Raw genomic sequence first — 15,817 nt, 5'->3', positions numbered from 1 at the left:
AACCGGCGGGCCTCCTCCGCGGCGAAGCGGAACACGGACACGGCACGGCCGACCTCACCGCGCGCCCACTTGATCGGCTTGCCGTTCTCGGCGGAGATCAGCTGCGCGATCTCCTCGGTGCGCTCGACCAGCCGCTTGCCGACGTGGTCCAGGGCGGCGGCACGGACGTGGGCCGGGGTGGCGGCGAACTCGTCCCGCACGGCGTACGCGGCGGCCACGGCCTCCTCGACCTGGGCGTCGGTCGGCACGCTCACCTTGCCGACCGGCCGGCCGTCCCACGGGGAGGTGACGTCGAAGGTGTCCTCGCCGGTGACCTGGCGGCCGGCGAGCCAGAAGGCGTGGGTGGAAGTCATTGTGAGAGTCCCGGCCCTTCCTCGTTCGAGGGTGTCTGCTTGCGCCGTCAACGGTAGGGCCGGGGCGGACCGCCGGCGCTTGTCCGAGGTGGAGCAGTGACGGTCGGGGGTGCGCCGGATTGGCGTAGGAACAGCCCCTCGGGCCAGTGCGTCAGGGCAAGTGCGTCTACTCCGTGGCCGTCGCCTTCAGCGCCAGCCACAGCTCCATCCGTACGTCCGCGTCGTCCAGGGAGCGGCCGAGGATCTCCTCCACCCTGCGCATCCGGTAGCGCAGGGTGTGCCGGTGCACGCCGAGGTCGGCGGCGGCCGCGTCCCACTGTCCGTGCCGTGACAGCCAGGCCCGCAGCGAGGCCACCAGGTTGCCGCGGCCCGTCGCGTCGTGCTCGTACAGCGCGCGCAGCAGCCCGTCGGCGAACGCCCTGACCGCGTCGTCCGCCAGCAGGGGCAGCACCGAACCGGAGGCGAGCTGTTCGTGCTCGACGAGGACGCGTCCGCGCCGCCGCGCCACCGACAGCGACTGTTCGGCCTGCTTGTACGCGGCGGCGGTCGCGATGGGCCCGGCCGGTGCGGACAGGCCCACGACCAGCTCGTCCCCCTCGCCGCCGCCCGACGGCTCGCCCGCGGTCCCGGTCCGTGCCGCCTCCAGCGCCTCCGCGTACTCCCCGCACGCCGCCACGGCCGCGCCCTCGTCGGCGGCCAGCACCACCAGCCGCTCTCCCTCGGGCACGACCAGCACCGCCTCCCCGGACCGGGCGGCGGCCGTCTCCACGACCTCGGCGAGTCCGGCGAGCGGGTCGCCGCCGGTGCCGGCCGCGGCCAGTACGGCGGCCGAGGACGGCTTGGCGGTCTGCACGCGCGCGTGGGCGTCGGCGTGCGCCCGCGCGGCGGACGCCGAGGCGGACTCGGCGACGATCATCCGGAAGGGGGCGTCCAGCAGGCCGCCGTACAGGTCCCCGGCGACGGCGCGGGCGTGGTCGGGCTGTCCGGCGAGCAGCATGCGCAGGACGGCGGCGCCGATCCGCTGCTCGGCGGCGTGCAGCGAGCGGGAGCGTTCCGTGGTGAGGGTCAGCAGGGCGATGGCGGAGTGGACGGCGTACCGTTCGGCGGTGCCGAGGGCGGCGGCCGTGCCGACGGCGAGCGCGGCGCGCGGGCGGCGGCCGGTGCCGATGGAGTGCAGCTCGACGCGGTCCTCGGTCTCGGGTCCGCCGACCACGGCCGACGCGGGCGCCGGCCGGTCGCGCAGACGTTCGATGTCCGCGGTGAGCCGGGCGGCCCTGCGGCCCGCCCACTCCGGTGCGGTGGCGACGACGGCGCCCGAGGCGTCGTAGAGCGCCGCCCAGCCGTCGAGCTGGGCGGCGAGCGCGGCGAGCAGTCCCTCGGGACCGGCGTTCAAGGCCTGCTTGGTCAGTTCGCGCTGGGCGGCGAAACCCGCCGTGACCGCCCGGTACTGGTCGGCCGCGATGGCCGCCGAGACCGCCTTGCTGATGGCGAGGAACGGGGTGCGGCGGGGCACCTCCAGCAGCGGCATCCCCTCCTCCTCGGCCGCGTCGACGAGCGCCTCGGGGATGTCGTCGTAGTTGACGCCGATGGCGAAGCCGATCCCGACGACGCCGGCCTTGGCCAGCCGCTTCACGTAGCGGCGCATGGCCTGGGGGTTCTCCGTGTCCAGCTTGAGCGCGGTGGTCAGCAGCAGCTCCCCGCCCTCCATGTACGGCACGGGGTCGGCGAGCTCGCTGACGTGGGCCCAGCGGACGGGCACGTCCAGACGGTCCTCGCCCGCGCGCACGGTCAGCTTGAGCGCGGAGTGGTGGACGAGCGAGGCGAGCGTCGGGGGCATGGGGCCTTCTGGTCTGCGGAGGGACTGCGGAGGTCTGATGATCGTTGTGCGGTTTTGGCCGTCACGTATGAACTACCTGTGTCGATTCTGCCTCACCGTACGGTCAGCGCGTGACCGTCCGTACAGATGTCCGCTTCGTTCAGCCCCGCAGGTCCACCAGCAGCGGCGGCGCGTGCTCGCCCCGCACGGTGGTCAGCGACAGCACGGCGTGCCCCGGCGGGACCTCGTGGGCCAACTGGGAGGCCGACCAGCGCTCCCGCTCGACCTGCCTGGTGGTCACGGCGTCCGTGGTCACGGCCCGGCCGGTCACCAGCTTGCGCAGGGCGTGGAGGGCGCGGGTCATCGGCTGGTGGGCGAAGACGGTGTGCTTGGCCACCTCCTTGGTCTCCACCCACTCGGTGCCCCAGGCGTGCGCGAACCGGCCGCCGTCCCAGGTGGTGACCCCGGCGAGGGCCATACGGCAGCCGACGGCCCCCAGCAGCGGGCCGTGCAGCGCCTCGGGCACGTCGGCGACCGAGCGGAGCGCGAGGACGACCCCGGCGTTCTGCGCGCGCAGCCCCTGGACGCGGCGCACCGACTCGGCGGTGACGGTCCCGGTGGCGTCGTCGAGGACCAGGCAGGCGAAGTGCGGGCGCCGGGTGTCGCGTACGACGGTGTGGAACTGGGCCAGGACCAGCCGGCTGATCAGCCGGGCCGCCTCCTCGTGGCCGCGCTCGGGCAGGTCGACGCGGACCCGCAGCGGATGGTGGGCCACGGCGCGCAGCGAGAACGGCCTGCTGTCGCCGGTGCCGCCGCCGAAGAACTCGGCGAAGACCGGCCGGTCGAGGAGCGCGAGCCGGTCGGCGAGGGCCGGGCCGGCGTCGGCCGCGGAGCGGGCCTGCCGCATCCGGGCGTCCAGCTCGCGCCGCATCACGGCGTGCTCGTCGGCCGCGAGCCCCGCCCGCAGGGCCGCCAGCGCGCCCGGCTCGCCCTCCAGCAGCTCGCGCAGCACCGGCAGCGGCGGGAAGCGTCCGTGCACGGCCCGGTAGGGGCCGAGCAGTTGGGCGAGCGCGGTGGCGGCGCTCTGGTTGCCGACGGTGTCGAGGTCTCCGACCAGGGCCTCGGCGAGGAAGGCGGCGGCCTCGTCGGGGTCGTCGGACTCGGCGTAGGGGTCGAGGTCGTGGACGGAGGCGGGGTCGCCGATCCGCACCACCACGTCGTACGCCGCGTCCGGGCCGAGCGGGGTCCCGGCGGCGCAGACGGCGACGACCGCGCACCGGCCGGTCAGCGCCTGCAGCGCCAGCGCCTCGGTGACCGGCCCGGTGACGTGCCGGGTCTTGCCGGAGCCGGGCGGGCCGACCAGCAGCAGCGAGGTGCCGAGGGTGTCCGGGTCCACGGCGGCGCCGGCGCCCTCGTAGGCGTGCGGGCCCCGCTCCCCCGGCTTCCACCGGCCGAGGCGCACCTGCCCCCGGAGCAGGTCGTGGCGGGCGGTGCGGCCGGGCAGGTCGCGGGCGCCGGAGGGGTGGGTCCAGGCGGCACCGCCCTGCCGCAGCACGGTGTCGGTGAAGGCGGCCGGGTTCCCCTCCCCCCGGACCTGGTCCCACATCCGCTCGACACGGGCGCAGTCCACGTCGTTCATCCGGCCGCCGGCCACCTCGGCGGCCAGCAGGTCGGCCGCCTGGTGCTGCCCGGCGTGGCGCAGCTCGGGCCACTGCGAGCGGGGCAGGTCCGCCGGGGGCGGGGCGGCGGGGTCCGTGGCGGCCCGGCGGCGGGCGGCGAGTTCCCTGGCGTACGCCCACCAGCCGCCGATTCGGGCGAACGGCCAGACGACCAGCAGGGTGACGAGCGTGTACAGCGTGTTGGTGAACAGCGGGGAGGCGAACAGGCCGTAGCCGCCGGAGACGAGCACGACCAGGGAGAACACGGGGTCGACGACCGGCACGGGGTCCCAGCCGACGCCCGGGAAGGCGCCGGGGAAGACCAGGCTCAGCGTGATCAGGGCGCCGGCCGCGGCGAACAGGGCCCGGGCGGGCTGCGGGCGGCGGCCCACGAAGTGCCGTACGACGTCGGGCCAGCTGCCGAGCCGGCCGACGGCGTAGACGAGCACGGCGAAGAACACGCCGTCGTAGACCACCGCGGCCTCGCGGCCCTGCGTTCCCTTGGGGGACGCGGTGCCGCCCCACCACCAGTCGTCCGGTGTGAACAGCTTCAGCGGCACCCATTGGTAGGGAAAGGCGCTCTGCCGCCACAGGGACCATACGAGCAGGCCCACGACCAGCGGGATCAGCAGGCCGACGACCGTGATCGGGGGCAGCCGGTCCGGGGTGCGGGCGGCCCTGGGCGGGCGGTGCCCGAAGCGCCAGACGCCGGGGGCGGCGGCGGGGCGGGGGGTGTCGAGCCAGTCGGCGACGGCGGAGCGCGGGGGCTGCCCCTGCGGGTGGTGCCCCCGCGGGTGGTGCTCGTACGCGCCCGCGTCCGGGGCGCTCGGGGGCCGGGTCGGCCGCGGTGGCGTCGCGGGCGCGTCCCGCGGCACCGCCGGGCGCGGCACCGGGTTCGCGTGCCTCGGATGCGTACCCCGGGCGTCCTGCGTCCCGTCGCTGTCCATCGCCGTTGCCCCCTGACCAGCCGCGCCGTCCACCATCAGCGAGTCAATCTAACGCTCCGGCAGGGCGAGTTCACGGTTCACGCGGCCGGGTCCGGCCACACCGGCGCTCCCGCCCCCGGGCCGCAGCCGCCGCGCCGCTATGTCCACCACGGACAACGCGTCCCCCGGACAGCGCCCACATGGAGCATGCCCGGCACCCCTCCCCGGCCCTAGCCTGCGAGAAAAGAAGGAAAGCGTCCGTTTCACCCCCCCAGGAGCCCCGCATGACCGCACTTCCGCAGGAGCGCCGCGTCGTCACCGCCATCCCCGGCCCGAAGTCGCAGGAGCTGCAGGCCCGCCGTACCGCCGCGGTCGCGCAGGGCGTGGGCTCCACGCTGCCGGTCTTCGTCACGCGCGCCGGCGGCGGCATCATCGAGGACGTCGACGGCAACCGGATCATCGACTTCGCCTCCGGCATCGCGGTGACCAGCGTCGGCGCCTCCGCCGAGGCCGTCGTGCGCCGTGCCTCCGCCCAGCTCGCCGACTTCACCCACACGTGTTTCATGGTCACGCCGTACGAGGGCTACGTCGCCGTCGCCGAGGCGCTGGCCGAGCTCACGCCGGGCGACCACGCCAAGAAGTCGGCCCTGTTCAACAGCGGCGCCGAGGCCGTCGAGAACGCCGTCAAGATCGCCCGCGCGTACACCAAGCGCCAGGCGGTCGTGGTCTTCGACCACGGCTACCACGGCCGTACGAACCTCACCATGGCGCTGACCGCGAAGAACATGCCGTACAAGCACGGCTTCGGCCCCTTCGCCCCCGAGGTGTACCGCGTCCCGGTCGCCTACGGCTACCGCTGGCCGACCGGCCCGGAGAACGCGGGCCCCGAGGCAGCCAAGGCCGCCATCGACCAGATCACCAAGCAGGTCGGCGCCGACAACGTGGCCGCGATCATCATCGAGCCGGTGCTGGGCGAGGGCGGCTTCATCGAGCCGGCCAAGGGCTTCCTGCCCGCGATCCGCCAGTTCGCCGCCGACAACGGCATCGTCTTCGTCGCCGACGAGATCCAGTCCGGCTTCTGCCGCACGGGCCAGTGGTTCGCCTGCGAGGACGAGGGCATCGTCCCGGACCTGATCACCACGGCGAAGGGCATCGCGGGCGGCCTCCCGCTGGCCGCCGTGACCGGCCGCGCCGAGATCATGGACGCCGCCCACGCGGGCGGCCTGGGCGGCACCTACGGCGGCAACCCGGTGGCCTGCGCGGGCGCGCTCGGCGCGATCGAGACGATGAAGGAGCTGGACCTCAACGCCAAGGCGCTGCGGATCGAGGAGGTCATGAAGGCCCGCCTCACCGCCATGGCCGAGAAGTTCGACATCATCGGCGACGTCCGCGGCCGCGGCGCGATGATCGCCATCGAGCTGGTCAAGGACCGTACGACCAAGGAGCCGAACCCGGAGGCGGCCGCCGCCCTCGCCAAGGCCTGCCACGCCGAGGGCCTGCTGGTCCTGACCTGTGGCACCTACGGCAACGTCCTGCGCTTCCTGCCCCCGCTCGTCATCGGCGAGGACCTCCTCAACGAGGGCCTGGACCTCATCGAGCAGGCGTTCGCGCGCATCTGAGCAGTGCATTCGCACGTCTGGCGTAGCCTGCGGCAGACCGTGTGAAGAAGGTGTGCGGGGTGGATGACGGGACGCCGTTCCGGCTGTTCTGCGTCCACCCGCTGCCGTAGGTTCTCTTCTCAGATGAGAGAAACACCCGCCCACGGGGAACCGTGGGCGACAGGCCGCGGCCTCCCCAGCTTCGACCTGGTCGTGCCTCGCGCACACACCCGGAGCCGGCAGGCTCCGGATCTCCTCACCGATCGGACGGTCGCCGCCCCACACCCCCCGGGGCGCGCGACGTTCCGATCCGGACGGCCGACGACAGACGGACCGTTCCCGAAGGGCCGGCGCATCTCCCCCCTTGCGCCGGCCCTTCGGCGTCTCCGACCCCAGGAAGCAGCCCACGGCGGTCCCGCAGTCCGTATCCTGAGGCCTATGAGCACTTTGCGTGAAGAGCTCCACCAGCTCATCGACCGGCTGCCCGAGTCGCAGGTGGCACCGATACTGGCCATCGTGCGCGAGAGCACCCCGTCCGAGGACGGCGGCGAGGAGTGGCCGCTGCCCGACTTCGTGGGCGCCCTGTCCAGCGGCAAGGGCGATCTCGCTGCCCGGTCGAGCGAGATCCTGCGCGAGGAGATGGGACGCAAGCCCGAGTGATCATCTGGGATACCTGCGCGCTCATCGCCGCCGCCGACGCGGATGACCAGGATCACGCCCGATGCGTCGAGCTGATGCGCCGCACACCCCGCCCCCTGCTCGTCCCGTACCCCGTACTCACCGAGGTCTGCTACCTGCTGGAGCGGGAGCAGGGCACCCGTGCGGAAGCCGCGTTTCTGCGCTCCATCAGCACCGGGCAGATCAGCCTGATCCCGCTGACCCGCGCGGACATCGACCGGATGGTCGAACTGGTCGAGAAATACGCGGACTTCCCGCTTGGCGCGGTCGACGCCTCGGTCTTCGCCATCGCTGAGCGCCTGGGCGCGGACGCCATCGCCACCCTCGACCGTCGTCACTTCACCGTCGTACGCCCCAAGCCGCCGAGCTCCTTCGCCCTGCTGCCGTAGCCACCTCCGCGGGCCCTCGATACTCGCGGGCGTTGGCGCGGCCTGGGGTGCTTCGTGTCGTACGCGGCTGTCGCGCCCCCTGGCCGACGCCGACCGCTCAGAGCAGGTGGTCCGCCTTCCCCGCCTTGATCTCCAGGATCAGGGAGCGCAGCGCCTGCCGGCTGTCGGTGAGGTAGTGCTCCTCCTGGCCGGCTATGGCGATGTAGGCGTTGCCTTGGGGGTCGGTGCCGAGGCGGAAACAGCTCGCGCCTTCGCCGCAGAAGGGCTCTTCCCAGGTGATGTCGTCCATCGGGTTCTCCTCACAGACCGTTGACGATGTCCCGGACGACGTCGCGTGACGCCTTCCGCGACAGGGCGACGCGCTCGGTCCAGTCCAAGTGGGCACGGTACTTGGCCAACTGCGCCTCCTCGCCGAGGAAGTCGGGACCGTGGGAGTTGTCGATCTGGACGGTGTCGAGCTGCGGGACGGGCCCTTCCAGGTAGTTCACGGTCTGCCCGGCACCGGGAAACGTACCGGCCGAGAACGGAACGACCAGCAGATGGACGCGGGGACGTTCGGACAGGTCCAGCAGGTGCTCCAGCTGGGCGCGGGCGACCTTCCGCCCGCCGAACTGCATACGGAGCGCGGCTTCGTGCACGAGCGCGACGTACTCCGGCGGGTTCGCGCCCTCCAGGACCTGCTGCCGCTCGACACGGTAGGCGAGGCGCAGGGCGACCTCATGCTCGGGCAGCGGCGGCAGCACGACTCTGAAGAGTTCGAGTGCGTGATCACTGGTTTGCAGCAGCCCCGGGACATGCACGGTGTGGAACGTCCGCATCCGCACCGCGCAGGACTCCAACTCGGCGATGTCCAGCAGTGCGGCAGGCAGGGCACCCCGGTAACGCTCCCACCAGCCCCGGCCGTTGGACCGCGTCATACTCACCAGCGCGTCGATGTAGGCCTCGTCCGAGCAGTCACAGTTGCAGGCGAGGGTACGCAGCCGCTCCACGCTGATCGTGCGGATGCCTGTCTCGATGTTGGAGATCTTCGCCCGGTCGAGCCCGAGCAGCCCGGCAGCCTGGTCGGCCGTTATCCCCGCGGCCATCCGCATCTTGCGCAGTTCGCTGCCCAGACGCTTCTGACGCTCGGTGGGTGTCGTCCTCGGTGGCATGCCGTTCCTTCCCGTGCGGGTCGTCAGCAGTCTGCCGCCAATCGGCGCCACCAACCCACGATCGGGTCAATTTCACTGAACAAGTGGCAATATAACCAACCTCAGTCCTACATTCAGTGACGCATCGCATACATACGGCAGTCGCAGCCGTACGAAGAGACCCGTATGCCCGACGTCAGGAGCCCGCATGCCCCTCTGCCCCACCGCCCCCGCCTACCCGGCGGACCCGACCGCCCCACCCCCGAAACCCTGGCTTACAGCTTCACGCTCCCCGCTTCTCTCGCCAGCCCGTCCTTCGCCAGGGCGGCGACCAGGCAGGTCCTCGGAATGCACGGCCTGTCCGACATGCTGGACCCGGCCCTCCAGGCCGTGGGCGAACTGACCGCAACTGCTTGCCGGTTCACCGAGTCCGCGAACTACTACCTCTCCCTGCGCTACCGATCCGGCGCCCTCCGCCTGATCGCCTACGACAGCCATCCCCGCCACGCCCAGCCCCACCTCGCCACGGCCTGCGACACCCGCCGCCACGCCTGTCTCCGCCTCCTCGCCCGCGTCTGCCGCGCCTGCGACGGCTCCTGGGGCTTCGGCGACTCCCACGAACCGGGCGGCGGCACGCGCATGTGGGCGAGCCTGCCGAGGGAGGGGACGACGGCGTACGGAGCGGGAGCCGAAAGCCCGCCCATCGGAGGATCGGTCACCAGAAGGGCTTGACGGTTCGCCGGGTACGGGGTGGACCGTTTGCCGAACACACCCCGCGCCCGGGCCGTCGATCAGCGCGTCAGGGCCGAGCAGGGCTTCACGACCACCGGGCAGGAGTTCCACAGCTCCACCCCGGCCGTGATCAGTTCCAGTACCGCTCGTTGCTCGTCGGGAGTCCAGACGGCGCACTCGCCTCCGAACAGCTTCTCGTAGGCGCTGTTGTGCACCGCTCCCTGCTGGGGCAGCCGGTGGACTCCGCCGAGCCCCCGGGCCAGATCCTCGAAGAAGTTCCACGCATCCAGCACCGCACCCGGGGGGACGTGCCGGCGCACCGGATTCTCCAGCCAATGCTGGACACGGGTGAGCTCCAGCGTGCTGACCTCGGAAGTGACCAGCCTCCGCCCCCGCCGGCTCACATACACCCGCGCCTGCCGAACGGTCGTGAACACCGGCACCCGCCGGCGGTCAGCTTCTGGCAACGCCAGCACCTGATCGAGTTCGTCGCCCCTGCCACCGATCCACAGGATCATCGCGCTGCGGTCGAGCCCGCGCACCCGGTACGCATAGAGGCCCCCACTTCCGCTACGGTGTCCGGCCGCAAACACATCTGCCGTTTCGATCTCTGCCACGCCCCCACACTGGCACGGCCCGCAGGAACCGTCGCGGCAATTCTCCGCAGCGAGAGCCCGGGGGAGCGACCGAGCTCGCCGACCTCGTCGCCGGACAAGGGTCTCGGTACCCGTCAGGACGGCTGGACCTGCGATCCTGTGTACCGTGTCGACTCCGCGAAGCCAGGACCTCGAGCGTACGCCTGACCGGCGGGAGGGAATGCGCCCCGGACCGGAGTGGCCGGGGCGGGTCTTCTTCCTTCTCATCGGCCTTGTCGGGTTTTCGGCCGTGTTCTTCTCCCTGATCACCTGGCAGGTCGTCGTCAACGGTCCGCTGCTGCGCACGGACCAGCAGATCAGTCGCGCCCTGTTGCACCCGGACCAGGTCTCCGAGCTGCTCGCCGGTCTCGGGAACGTGCAGGTCGCGGTTCCGTTGTTGGCGGCCGTGCTGTTGGGTGTGGCCTGGCGGGGCCGTTCCGCGGGTGCGGACCGGTGGTGGCTGGGGCCGCTAGGGGCGGCCGTGTCGATGGTGCTGGTGCCGGTGCTCGTCGTGCCGTTCAAGGAGTGGACGGCCCGGCACGGCACGGCGGCCGTGCCGCCCGGGACCGGTTACTTCCCCTCCGGGCACACGGCCACCGCCGCCGTCGCCTACGGTGCCGCGGCACTCGTGCTCCTGCCCTGGCTGCGCACGGCCACCGCCCGCCGCGCCCTCGTCACCGTCTGCGCCGCGCTCGTGCTCGGCGCGTCGTACGGGCTCGTGCGGCGCGGCTACCACTGGCCACTGGATGTCGTGGCCAGCTGGTGCCTGAGCGCCGTGCTCCTCTCCACGCTGTGGCTGCTGATCAGCGGCCTCGGCCGAAGTAGGCGTCGAAGTTCTTCTGGAACTGCCAGCTCCCGAAGCAGTCCCAGTTGACCGACCACGTCATCAGGCCGCGCAGGGCCGGCCAGGTGCCGTGGGTGGTGTACGGGCCGCAGTTCGTCTTCTTGGTCAGGCAGTCCAGGGTCTTGGTGACCTCGGACGGGGAGACGTAGCCGTTGCCCGCGTTCGTGGAGGCCGGCATGCCGATCGGCCGGCATCCCCCGCCGTCGGGGGGGGGCCGATGCCCCCGGTTCCGCAGAAGGACGGCGACACCAGCGAGTTGATCCCCAGGCTGACAGCAGTCGGGGTTCTACCCGCGGCCCGCGGACACGACCTCGCCCCCTCACCATCCTCCGCGGACAGAAGACTCAACGTGCCCCGGGTGGCTGTATTCCGATGAGCCGGTCCAGCGACTTGGCGTACTCGGGATCGTCCGGATCCAGCGGGAACATCCGGTCCAACGGATAGTGGGGACGGCCGACCACCCACGGAACGGCGTAGGGGCGCTCACCGGACGTCTGGTAAAGCCGGGCGGTGCCCACTGCCTCGGGCAGGGCGGCCGGGCGCCGCTCTCCCAGGACCACCGCACTCACCGGCGGGGCCTGTTCACCACCGTCCTCGGGGAACAGCAGCATGAAAGGGCAGTTGCTGTCCGGCTCGCGCAACAGGACGTAGCGCATGGACCGCGACGACCCCGAGCGCAGCGCGCGGGAGGCTCCCCGGGCCACCAGCAGACCGCTGACGCTGATCCATATCCCCACGAAGCCGAGCGCCCCCAGCAGCAGCGCCAGGCCGACGCCGGCGCTGCCCTTCCCCGGCAGGCCGTCGGTCACCAGGTCCTTGACCAGGACACCTGCCAGGCAGAGCCCGATCCCTGCCGCCAAAAACGGAAACCGCACCATGCGGCGCAGCTCCGGCACCCGCCACCAGACGACCTGCCGGGGATCGGGGTCCGGCGCCGGACCCCGATCCGGCCGCCGGCCACTGTCGAATGCCTGGGCTCTTCCGACCGCCTCCTGATAGGAGAACGTGGGCATCAGCGAACCCACCACCCTTTCGCTCCCCGCACAGCCGACACTCCCGACCATGGGAACATGCCGCCGACAGTGCATCTGCGTCAGGCCGAGCGCCGGCCCTCCCAGTACCAGTACACGTGTGCCGAAGCTGCCCGGTGGCCCGCACCGCCCCCCGCACCGACCGTTTCCCCGCGCTTACAGCAGCGCCCGCACCCCGCCGGACACCACCGCCACCAGCGCAAGGGCCAGACACACGTCCGCCGGCAGGCAGGGGCGGATCAGTCGCTTCCGCACCGGAGGGGCTTTCTCGGCCGGCAGGCGCTTGTCCGGCAGCCTCTTGCGGATCTCCAGCGCCGCACGGTCGGAGGTCTTGAAGAACCAGTCGACCAAAGAGCCCAGGAACACCAGCGGCATGTAGGACTCCCCGTGCACCGTCTGGATCTCCAGGTGTCCCTGGCTGTTCAGGCCCACGGTGCGCACCGCCGCGTAGGCGATCTCCCTCGACCCCACAGCGTCCACCACCACCAAGGAGTCACTCAGCAACACCACCCGGCTACTGCCGATCCGGTGGATGAACGCCATGCCGCCGAACACCATAGCGAGAACGAACAAGGCGTCGGAGGAGGTGAGATCCCGCTCCTTGATGGCCATGCCGATCAGGAAGAGAGGGAGAAGAGCGAATGGAGCCCAGGAAAGCACAGGCCAGGAACGGCGCCGCAGGATCTGCACCGCCACTAACACCCCCCGTTCAGTGACATTTTTCAGCGAAACGACTTTCACGAAGCAAAGCAAACCATTCGACACACAAGAAGACCGAACAATTTGAGCTCGACTACGGAGATACGCAAACCNAGGGCAGTCTCACCACAAGATCAACGCTGCCAATCTCAATCAGCACCAACGAATGCCGCCGAGAGGGGTCTAACCTCTCTTACGGGAATCCCAATCACGGCACCAATGGAAACGACAGCAAAATTTGCAATTACGACATCGGGAGGACTTGGAAGCCTCCGGAAGAGCACACAAGCGAGCACAGCCGACCCAACATGGAAAACCCATCGCGTCAGGAAAGTTTCCAACAGAAAAGCGACCGACATCAACTCCCATACATACCCCCCTTCGCCCTGGTCGGCATTCTTTCGAGCCTTCAGGAGGAAACCCTGTTTGCTACATCGTTCACTTGGTACAAAAATCGTCGCCTACACTCCGCTCTTGGCCGCACAAGCCGCAGATGTCTACATGAAAGGGCGGAGCCCAGTCATGTCCATCAGCCGATCCCGAGCACACCGGCCCAGATCCACAGCACCATTGAGGTCAGAGCACACGCATCGGCCCCCCAGGCACGGCTGATACTGCGCCGCACCCCATACTTCTCCTCCAGTTCACGCCGCCCCCTCTCCCCCTTGCGCACCTCTCGCTTCTTCACAGGAAGCCGGCGCTGAATGCGCTCCGCGGCCCTGTCTGAAGTTCGCACGAAGTGGTCGAGGATCGACCCGCTGAAACCAAAGGAGGAGATCTCCTCGTCCGTGAAGGTCCACACCGTCAGCGTGCCTCTGCTGTCACCACCCACCCGCCACACTCCGTGGTAGCCGACCTCGTAGCTGAAAACCGGATTGACCACGATCATTGTATCCACGGTGAGTACCACTTTGGCTCCCATGATCCGCCAGACCAGCGCGATGCATCCGAGGGAGAACGCCGCTATCGCCAGATGATCTCCCTTGGGTTCGTCGAGGAAACTGAGCAGCCCGAGCGGCACAAAGATGCCCGGCATCACGACGACTACCCCCAAGATGATCAGAGAGCTCCGCCGCCGGAGCACCTCACGCTCTGCTTTGTTACGACCAATCAAGACTTCTCCCGACTCCCTATGCACCGTCACCCCGGCCTCGTCCGGCGGATTTCCGCCGGACGAGGCCGGAACAGTCTAGGTTTCAGCACGCCCCCACAAGCTCCCCCGCGCTCAAGCCTCCCGCACCGCAGAACCCCACATTGAACCCGGTGTTCACACCCATATTTCCGTAGGTTACTCCCGAATTAATAACTGAAGTATTTTCGGTCACTCGCGTCTTGCGTCCACCACCGACTCCAACTTTCCCATCAATCTTGGTTTTGTAGGTTCGGGTCACCTTTTCTATGGCGGTACTTCTGTAGGCCTCCCGCCATGTCGCGGATGCACCAATGCCCCGGGAAAAAGCTGCCGCAGCCCCTCCGCCAACTGCCACCCAAGCCAAGTCCTTACTCAAACCGCGCACATCGTACTGCCCAGTTTGCAGCCAGCCGTGGCCAAATTTCGCCCCCGCTACGACAACGCCGGCTGCCATACATGTCCCAACTGTCGCAACCACACAGACACCAAAAGCAGTCAGAGTAAGACCGGTTCCGATGTAGTCCCAGTTATTTAGGACGAACTTCCCCGCACTGGAGTTTCGGACCTTGCTCCAGAAGCTTTCGTCCTGCTGGTTCTTCTTGTTCTGGGCCTCGGCCTTCTTGCGCCGAGCCTCGGCGGCCTTGCGTTCCTGGTCGATGCGCCTCTGCTTTTCGATCTTGGCGGACTGGGCCCGCTGGGCGGCGGTGGGGCTGGTGACGCCCTTGCCCTTGGTGTAGACGTGACGGTAGTTGGTGTTCTTCTGGATGGTGTAGTTCGGCGAGATGGTGCCGCCCCGGGCCTTGGTCTCCTTCTCGTAGTTCTTGCCGAACGTGACCTTCTTGACGTCGCCGGTGCTGCGGCCGTAGGTGCAGTTGTACTGGCCGCTGACGCACTCCTCGTAGGCCTCCCCGGTGGGGTCGGCGAAGGTGGCCGGGTTGTTGTTGCCGTAGGCGTAGGCGTTGTGCTGGGTCGGGTCCTCGGGCAGCAGCAGGGGATCGACCGACAGGAAGCGGCCCAGGTCCGGGGCGTACTCGCGGGCGCCCAGGTGGGTGGTGCCGGTCGGGTCGGTGGTGCCGGAGAGGAATCCGCGGTCGCCGGGCCAGGTGCCGGAGGCGGCGCGCGGGCCACCGAAGGGCAGTTGCTTACGGCGGTTGACGGCCTGGCCGACGCCCCAGGCCACGGCGATGAGCGCGGTGCCCTGCTGGTCGGGGAAGAGCAGGTCGACGGCGCCGCTGCCGGTGCGCACCGCCACGGTCTGCCCGCCGTGCGTGTAGTAGCGGGTACCGGTGACCTTGCCGTTGGCGGCCTTGAGTTCGTTGCCGCCGGGCAGGTACGCGGTGGCCGAGCCGTCCGCGTTGCGGGCGATCAGACGGTTTCCGCCGGCGTCGTAGACGTAGGAGGTGGTCCTGCCCTGCTCGGTGACGGTGGCCAGGCGGCCCTCCGCGTCCCAGGTCAACTCCTGGCCACGGACGCCTCCGGTGCGGGCGGTGGTGTTGCCCGCCTCGTCGTAGGCGAAGGTCTCCCGCTGCCCGTCGGTGGCACCACCGGTGGTGGTCACCGACCGCAGGGCGTGCGGGGCGTTCTGACCGGGCCGGCCGTAGGTGTAGGTGCGGGTGATGTCCTCACCGCCGGACGTGACGGCGTGGCGGACCTCCTCGGTGCGGTTGCCCGTCACGTCGTGGCTGTAGGAGTGCCAGTAGGCGTCCGGACCGCCCACCGTCGCGGCCGACGGCCCGGCACCGCAGTCGTCGGTGGCGTTCTTGGTCGTCCACGCCTGCGTCATGCGCCGCAGGGCGTCGACGGCGAAGCACTGGTTGTCGGTCGAGGCCTGCTGGTCCTGACCGGAGGTGGAGGAGACGCGGGTGACGTTCCCCATGTCGTCGTAGGTGTAGCGGGTGTCCTCGATCCGCAGGGCCACGTCGCCGTCGAGGGTGCGCCGGTTCAGCGCGCCGGTGTGCTCGTCCCAGTCGTGGGTCTCGTACACCTTCCGGCCCAGGACGCCGTACTCGGTGCGGATCGGGCGGGCCAGCGGGTCGTAAACCACATGGTTCACCAGCACCTGACGGTCCGCGACGGTACTGATCGGAAGATCGCCCTCGCCGTGGACCGTGGCGACCCGCTCCGCGGGCATTCCGCCCATGGCCGGGTGCCTGGTCCACTCCTGCGTGCCCGTGTACTGGTTGTAGCCGTACGACC

13 protein-coding genes and 2 pseudogenes are annotated in these 15,817 nt (G+C 70.3%); 5 read left to right on the top strand and 10 right to left on the bottom strand.

Annotated features, from left to right (window positions below):
* The 3 genes and pseudogenes from RH94_RS44605 to RH94_RS25675 all read right to left on the bottom strand — a co-directional run.
* Positions 1-353: pseudogene (locus tag RH94_RS44605) on the bottom strand (aldehyde dehydrogenase family protein); the annotation flags it as partial.
* A 166-nt stretch (positions 354-519) separates the two neighbouring features.
* Positions 520-2,190 carry a PucR family transcriptional regulator gene (locus RH94_RS25680; RefSeq protein WP_073950353.1) on the bottom strand — a complete coding sequence of 557 codons (1,671 nt, stop codon included), beginning with the start codon at positions 2,188-2,190 and terminating at the stop codon, positions 520-522.
* 139 nt (positions 2,191-2,329) lie between these two features.
* The gene (locus RH94_RS25675; protein WP_073950351.1) at positions 2,330-4,774 is read right to left on the bottom strand and encodes a type IV secretory system conjugative DNA transfer family protein; all 2,445 of its coding nucleotides are present in this window, start codon (positions 4,772-4,774) and stop codon (positions 2,330-2,332) included.
* Between the two features lie 263 nt (positions 4,775-5,037).
* Between RH94_RS25675 and gabT the strand changes: the two genes are divergently transcribed.
* The 3 genes from gabT (at position 5,038) to RH94_RS25660 (ending at position 7,418) form a co-directional block, all read left to right on the top strand.
* A complete protein-coding gene (gabT, locus tag RH94_RS25670) occupies positions 5,038-6,372 on the top strand; it encodes a 4-aminobutyrate--2-oxoglutarate transaminase (protein WP_073950349.1) in 1,335 nt (444 codons plus the stop codon).
* 417 nt (positions 6,373-6,789) lie between these two features.
* Positions 6,790-7,011 (top strand): hypothetical protein, encoded by a 222-nt coding sequence (locus RH94_RS25665; RefSeq protein ID WP_073950347.1) that lies wholly within the window; start codon positions 6,790-6,792, stop codon positions 7,009-7,011.
* Complete coding sequence (locus tag RH94_RS25660) at positions 7,008-7,418, top strand: type II toxin-antitoxin system VapC family toxin (protein ID WP_073950346.1); 411 nt, start codon at positions 7,008-7,010, stop codon at positions 7,416-7,418. The genes RH94_RS25665 and RH94_RS25660 overlap by 4 nt, the downstream gene beginning before the upstream one ends.
* A 97-nt stretch (positions 7,419-7,515) precedes the next feature.
* On the opposite strand, the gene RH94_RS25655 is transcribed toward RH94_RS25660, so the two are convergent.
* Positions 7,516-7,707 (bottom strand): hypothetical protein, encoded by a 192-nt coding sequence (locus tag RH94_RS25655; RefSeq protein ID WP_073950344.1) that lies wholly within the window; start codon positions 7,705-7,707, stop codon positions 7,516-7,518.
* Between the two features lie 10 nt (positions 7,708-7,717).
* Positions 7,718-8,569 carry a helix-turn-helix domain-containing protein gene (locus RH94_RS25650; protein WP_073950342.1) on the bottom strand — a complete coding sequence of 284 codons (852 nt, stop codon included), beginning with the start codon at positions 8,567-8,569 and terminating at the stop codon, positions 7,718-7,720.
* Positions 8,570-8,734: 165 nt separating this feature from the next.
* Between RH94_RS25650 and RH94_RS25645 the strand changes: the two genes are divergently transcribed.
* Positions 8,735-9,280: an ATP-binding protein gene (locus RH94_RS25645; RefSeq protein WP_234426048.1), complete on the top strand. Its 546-nt coding sequence runs from the start codon at positions 8,735-8,737 to the stop codon at positions 9,278-9,280.
* Positions 9,281-9,339: 59 nt separating this feature from the next.
* Here RH94_RS25645 and RH94_RS44600 read toward each other — a convergent pair whose 3' ends face one another.
* Positions 9,340-9,897 carry a hypothetical protein gene (locus RH94_RS44600; protein ID WP_234426047.1) on the bottom strand — a complete coding sequence of 186 codons (558 nt, stop codon included), beginning with the start codon at positions 9,895-9,897 and terminating at the stop codon, positions 9,340-9,342.
* 199 nt (positions 9,898-10,096) lie between these two features.
* On the opposite strand from RH94_RS44600, the gene RH94_RS25635 reads away from it, so the two are divergent.
* Complete coding sequence (locus tag RH94_RS25635) at positions 10,097-10,789, top strand: phosphatase PAP2 family protein (RefSeq protein WP_079189180.1); 693 nt, start codon at positions 10,097-10,099, stop codon at positions 10,787-10,789.
* On the opposite strand, the pseudogene RH94_RS25630 reads toward RH94_RS25635, so the two are convergent.
* From RH94_RS25630 to RH94_RS44595, 4 genes and pseudogenes are all read right to left on the bottom strand, one after another.
* A pseudogene (locus tag RH94_RS25630) lies at positions 10,719-10,943 on the bottom strand (chitinase); the annotation flags it as partial. The gene RH94_RS25635 and the pseudogene RH94_RS25630 overlap by 71 nt on opposite strands.
* 160 nt (positions 10,944-11,103) lie before the next feature.
* Complete coding sequence (locus RH94_RS25625) at positions 11,104-11,772, bottom strand: hypothetical protein (RefSeq protein ID WP_143204076.1); 669 nt, start codon at positions 11,770-11,772, stop codon at positions 11,104-11,106.
* A gap of 1,246 nt (positions 11,773-13,018) precedes the next feature.
* Positions 13,019-13,543: a hypothetical protein gene (locus tag RH94_RS25615; RefSeq protein ID WP_158073092.1), complete on the bottom strand. Its 525-nt coding sequence runs from the start codon at positions 13,541-13,543 to the stop codon at positions 13,019-13,021.
* A gap of 142 nt (positions 13,544-13,685) precedes the next feature.
* On the bottom strand, positions 13,686-15,817 hold a 2,132-nt coding region (locus tag RH94_RS44595), incomplete at its 5' end, for an RHS repeat-associated core domain-containing protein (RefSeq protein ID WP_324614312.1).

Origin of the sequence: Streptomyces kebangsaanensis, assembly GCF_001906585.1 — a bacterium.
GTDB classification, from domain to species: domain Bacteria; phylum Actinomycetota; class Actinomycetes; order Streptomycetales; family Streptomycetaceae; genus Streptomyces; species Streptomyces kebangsaanensis.
This window is presented reverse-complemented; position numbering and strand designations above follow the sequence as displayed.